The following is a 5316-nucleotide window of genomic DNA, read 5'->3' on the forward strand; positions in this document are numbered from 1 at the left end:
GCTCGTCCACGCGCTGCCCGCTCCCGGCTTCGAGCTGCCGCCGCGCGAGCTGCTGGGCGGCGTGGAGCGCTGGCTGCGGCTGGCGGGCGACGCCGTCGATCCGGCCGACGCGGCGTTCCTGCGCGAGCGCCGCGACGGCTTCGCGGCGGCCGCCGCCGCGCTCACCCCCCACCTGCCGCCAGGACCGATCCACGGCGACGCGCTGACGCGCAACGTGCACGTCGGACCGGACGGGCCCGTCCTGGTCGACCTGGAGACCTTCTCCGCCGACCTGCGCGAGCACGACCTGGTGGTCATGGCCCTGTCCCGGGACCGCTACGGCCTGCCCGCCGAGGCGTACGACTCCTTCACCGGGACCTACGGCTGGGACGTACGGGAGTGGGAGGGCTGCCCGGTACTGCGCGGCGCCCGCGAGACGGCCAGCTGCGCCTGGGTCGCCCAGCACGCCCAGGACAACCCCAGGGCCCTGGCCGAGTTCAGGCGCCGGGTGGCGTCCCTGCGCGACGGGGACCCGACGGTGCGCTGGTACCCGTTCTGATCTCACCCGCCCGCACACGGTGCGTGTGCTGTGCGGCACCCCTCCGCCCGCTTTTCGCCGGTCAGCATGGTTCTCGGGTTCCGCTGACGTCCGTGGCCGTGCGGGGAAATCCGTGGGGGTGCCGTCGCTCTCGCTGTCAGGGGCCGGGCGGCCGGCACTGGTGCCGTTTCCCGCCCCGCCGGTCACCGCCGAAGGTATCGGGCCACGGTGCAAGCGGTCGGGCCGGTGAGCCCTCCTCCTGTGCCGTCGTTCATGTCCAGGACCTCGAAGCCGACATCCTCCGCGTAGCGTTCCAGCTCACGGGGGAACAGGACGCGCCTGCGGATCTCGTCTCGTGCCTCGTCGCCCGAGGGGAGCGCCCAGTGCCGATGCATGGTGTTGATCTGGGTCCTCAAGTCCCACTCGTGTCGGATGGTGACGGTGGCGGGTCCCTTCGGGGTGTGCACCGTGGCGGTGGTCGGCTCGGTCCGGGTGATCGGGGCGATGGGGGAGCACAGCACGAGCAGCGCTCCCGGCCGGGCGTGGGCCGCGAAGGTGGCGAAGACCTGGCTGATCGCCTCGTTGTCGTGCACGTAGGCGAGGCTGTTGCCCATGCAGGTCACCACGTCCATGCGCTTGCCGAGTCGTACGGTGCGCATGTCGCCGGTGCGGATGTCCAATTCCGGCCGGGCGCGGTGGGCGTAGTCGACCAGGCCGGGCTGAAGGTCCACACCGACGCACTCGAAGCGCTTGGCCAGGATCTCCAGATCCCGGCCGGTACCGCATCCGAAGTCGACCAAGGTCCGGGCATCCGGCCTGTGCGATTCGATCAGGGTCTGGCACATCCCGGCGCTCGTACTGTCGGACTGAACCACGTCGTAGAGTGCCGGATCACGGTACAGGAGGTTGGTGGCTTCCACGTGCTCGGCTTCCGTGTCGGGGCTGGTCACATGAGGCTTCGCAGTCCGACCTCCAGGGCGAGCACGTCGCACAGCAGATCGGGAACGGCTGGTGCGGCATCGGCGTCCCTCCGCGCCTGGGCAAGGGCCTTGCCGTCAACGTATCCGAGGTCCACCAGGACGGCCCCCTTCAGCATGCCGTCCAGGACGGGCAGGCCGTAGGAACGCAGGCCCTTCTCCAGGACGGCCAAGAAGTTCTCCGGTTCGGCCGGCGCGGCCACCCATGCGGGCAGCCCGGCTCGCTGGATCCGCTCGCGGAACAACGCCTTGCCTCGCTTGTGCTCGTGCGGTAGCTGTTCCATGAACCGCACGATCCGTGGGTGCACAAGCGGGCTCACCGGCCAGACTCCGGCCCGGAGGAATCCGGGGTTGTGCATCCCGAAGGCCATCAGGGTCGGAACGGGCAGCACCGGGACGGGTGCCAGGTGCTCGTTCACCTCCGCGAGCGCTCGGACCGCCTTGCCGGCGAGCCACAGCACAGGCTCCGGCGTCGGCAGTTCGGCCTGTGTCCTGGAGTGGTGGGCGTTGATTTCGTCCCCGCCGCTGCCCGTGAACATGATCTCGCACCGCCGAGCGGCCGCCTGCTCGCGTACGACGTCGAACGCCTCCTGGTAGAAGGCTCCCGCCGGATCGTGCGGCTTGCACAGAGCACGTACGCCTCCGGGGCAGAAAGGTGGGTACTGCATGCCGGGGACGGCCGTGTCCCGGAAGCCGCAATGCTCCACAAAGACCCGGCGCCGCTCGCGCTGCTGCCTGCCGGTGCTTCCTCCCACCAGCAGGCCGAAGCTGTGCACTTCGGGGAAACGGGCTGCCTTCACCGCCAGGGCGACGTTCCCGGAGTCCGCGCCGCCGGACAGTTCGACGCCCACGCATCCGGTTGCTGTCGGCGCCTGGCGGATCACGTCGGTCAGCAACTCGTCCAGAGCGGCAAGTGGATCAACTCCGGGCCGGAGCGTACGTGGCTCAAGTACGTGTTCGGCGGGCTCGGGGTAGTGGATGCTGAGTCCCGAGGGGGTGAAGGTGGCCGATGCCCGTTCAGTGAGGCGGTAGACGCCTTCGAAGAGCGTCTCGGACGTGTAGCGGTGCTGCCTCGTCAGCGTTCGGACGACGACGCGCGGCACCAGGCGGTCGGCCCGCAGATGCGGCCGCAGCAGTGTCAGGTCCCAAGAGGCGTACAGCTCACCGGCCTTCTCTGTCAGGAAGAGCGGGGCTGTACCGAAAGCGCCTGCTGACAGGCGGGCTTGTCCGGGCTCCATGGTGAGTGCGACGAAGTCGGCCTCGTCTCGCTTGCACTCCTTCATACGGATCCGTACGCGCGGCGCCTGGTCGTCGTTGACCTCCATGACCAACGCGGACACGTTCGCAGGCTCGATCCAGCTCTCGCCGTTGATCCAACGGCCACCCTGGGCTCTCCACTTGGGCTCCTGGAGATCGACCAGGCGCAGACGCATCGACAGCATGTCGTCCCTTTCCGAAGTCGTGCGGCGGGGCGGAGCCGCGAACGACCCCGCCCCGCCTGGCATCAGCCCTGGATCACTTGCTGCAGTGGTCGCCGTTGTTGTCGCCGCCGCCCGGCATCTTGTCGAGCAGCGCGGCTTCGACTGCCGGGACACCGGTGATCAGGTCGCCGGTGAACAGTTCGTCCACGTTCATCGCTTTCTCCCTTACGGTTTTCAGTGGACTCCGCGGCTGATGCTGCGGAGTTGGACCCGTCCGGCTGCCGGACCCTTGCGAAGAAGGCAGCCGGACGGGGTGCCCACCGCTTCCTGCGGCGGGCCCTCCCTCGTCACGGGTGGGGAGCCTGTATTCGTGACGGGGAGGAGTCAGGTGGGCTGGGATGCGGCGACGACGCCGAGCACGAAGCCGATCGATCCCGAAACGGTGATGATCAGGAGCAGTCCGGCGGAACGGCCGACAACTGCGACTGACTGCCTCACAGTCGCTCTCCGCGGCTGCGCTCGTTGGCCTCGCGTACTGCGGCGCTCAGCTTCGCTGCCCCGTCCTCAGGCGTCGTAGGGCAGTGCTGCGGGCAGCGACACGGCGAGAACCGATTCGAACCCGGCGGCAGGTCCGCGCCCTCATCGGTGTCGATCCTCAACATCCCGTCCGTGCCCCGCTCCTCGGTCATCCGGGCCAGGCGGGCCCGCGCTTCGCTTCTCATCCCTTGAGTCCCTCAGACGACGACTGCGGCGAGGACTCGCCGTTTCCTGCTACCTCTACGCAACCGCATGACCACGCACAGCGGTACCGTTGCCTCAGCGCCAGGACTTGAAAGCCTTGAAAGTTTCGCAAGGGCACGGGGAGCTGAGGGTATGGCCAAGCGTGAACCGAACGTAGCGCTCGGGCGTCTGCTCGCCGAAAGCCACTGGACTCACCGCCAGTTCGCACGGGCGGTGAACCGCGTCGGTACGGAGACCGGAATCCCCCTGCGGTACGACGAGTCGGCGGTGAGCCACTGGCTCGGAGGCACAGTCCCCCGCGGTGCGGTGCGCGCATGCATCCTGGAAGCCCTCTCGCGCCGCCTTGGCCGACCCGTCACCCATGCCGAAGCCGGCCTGCCCGTTCCCCGCGATCGCTCCTTCACGGCTGCGGATACCGTGGAAGAGGTGATCGACCTGGGGAGGCTGGATATGGACCCGTCCCGCCGCAGTGTCCTGGGGGTCGGCCTGTTCTCCGTGGCCCTCACCATTCCCGGCTGGCCTGATGTGGTCGGACGTGCCGAGGCCGTTCAGTCCGGCCGTACGACACGCATCGGCAGGAACGAAGTGGACATGGTCGTCGCCATGACCGAGCGCATCTCGGAACTGGACGATGAGTTCGGCGGCCGTCACGCACGCCCCATGGCGGCCTCGTTCATGGTCAACACCGTGGCCTCCTACCTGCGCGCCGACGCACCCGAGGACGTACGCAAGGCGATGCTGTCCGCCGCCTCGGACCTGCTCTACCTGACCGGCTACATGGCCGTGGACGAAGGGCTGCACGGTCTCGCTCAGCGCTACTACGTCAAGGCTTTGGAGCTGGCAGGTGAGGCCGAGGATCACCTGACGTACTGCACCACCCTGCGGGGGATGAGCGTCCAGGCGGTCGACCTCCGCCATGGGGTGAAGGCCATGGAACTGGCCGATGCCGCTGCCGCCGCCTCTCCGCAGGCCGGACCTCGGATGCGGGCCTTCCTCACCGGCCAGCAGGCGCATGCCGCCGCACAGACCGGCGACCGCACGGGTGCTCTGCGGTACATCCGGGAGGCTGAGGCGGCCATGGAGCGCGCCGAGTCACGCGGAAAGGCATTCGGCTCCTACGACCCGTCTTCACTCAACTACCACGTCAGCCAGGTCCGTTATGAACTCGGGGACAAGGCCGGAGCCGTCGAAGCCATGCAACAAGCCGACCGGCTCCGCCCCAGCGTGTACCAGCGCACACGAGTACACCGCCGTGGACTGCTGGCTGAGCGGCAACTGGAACTCGGCCACCTGGAAGCGGCCTGCGCCACCTGGCACCAGGCCCTCGACGACTACCCCAAGGTCCAGTCCGGCCGCGCCGACGACCGCGTGAAGGCAATGTGCGGCCTCCTGCGCCCGCACCTGAAGAACGCGACGGCCCGAGACCTGTACGACCGAGCACGGACGATCGCGCCATCAACACTGATCACCTGATCCCGTCACACCCTCAAGCTCAGCCAAAGAGAGTCAGCCACGATGGCGGGTGTGCCCCGGCTCCTCGTCAGCACATAGCAGGTGTGCTGGGCAGCCCCTTTCTGTCTGCGTCTTCACTGGTCAGATGACCGGCGGCCGGCCCAGTCGGGTCATCCTCCACACCGTGGACCACCGCATCGGCCGGCGG

At 68.7% G+C, this 5316-nt stretch carries 4 protein-coding genes; 2 read left to right on the plus strand and 2 right to left on the minus strand.

The window, feature by feature from the left end:
• Positions 1-538, plus strand: a 538-nt coding sequence (locus RH94_RS29355; protein ID WP_158073105.1) for a phosphotransferase, incomplete at its 5' end; no start/stop codon positions are given.
• Positions 539-720: 182 nt separating this feature from the next.
• Here the strand turns inward: RH94_RS29355 and RH94_RS29360 are convergent.
• Both RH94_RS29360 and RH94_RS29365 read right to left on the minus strand, forming a co-directional pair.
• Entirely contained in the window at positions 721-1467 is a 747-nt protein-coding gene (locus RH94_RS29360; protein ID WP_199881085.1) for a class I SAM-dependent methyltransferase, read from the minus strand.
• Positions 1464-2936, minus strand: coding sequence for an asparagine synthase-related protein (locus RH94_RS29365; protein ID WP_199881086.1), 1473 nt, complete (start codon positions 2934-2936; stop codon positions 1464-1466). The genes RH94_RS29360 and RH94_RS29365 overlap by 4 nt, the downstream gene beginning before the upstream one ends.
• 852 nt (positions 2937-3788) lie before the next feature.
• On the opposite strand from RH94_RS29365, the gene RH94_RS29375 reads away from it, so the two are divergent.
• Complete coding sequence (locus tag RH94_RS29375) at positions 3789-5129, plus strand: tetratricopeptide repeat protein (protein WP_234426130.1); 1341 nt, start codon at positions 3789-3791, stop codon at positions 5127-5129.
• Positions 5130-5316 lie beyond the last annotated feature (187 nt).

The organism is Streptomyces kebangsaanensis (genome assembly GCF_001906585.1).
Taxonomy (GTDB): Bacteria; Actinomycetota; Actinomycetes; order Streptomycetales; family Streptomycetaceae; genus Streptomyces; species Streptomyces kebangsaanensis.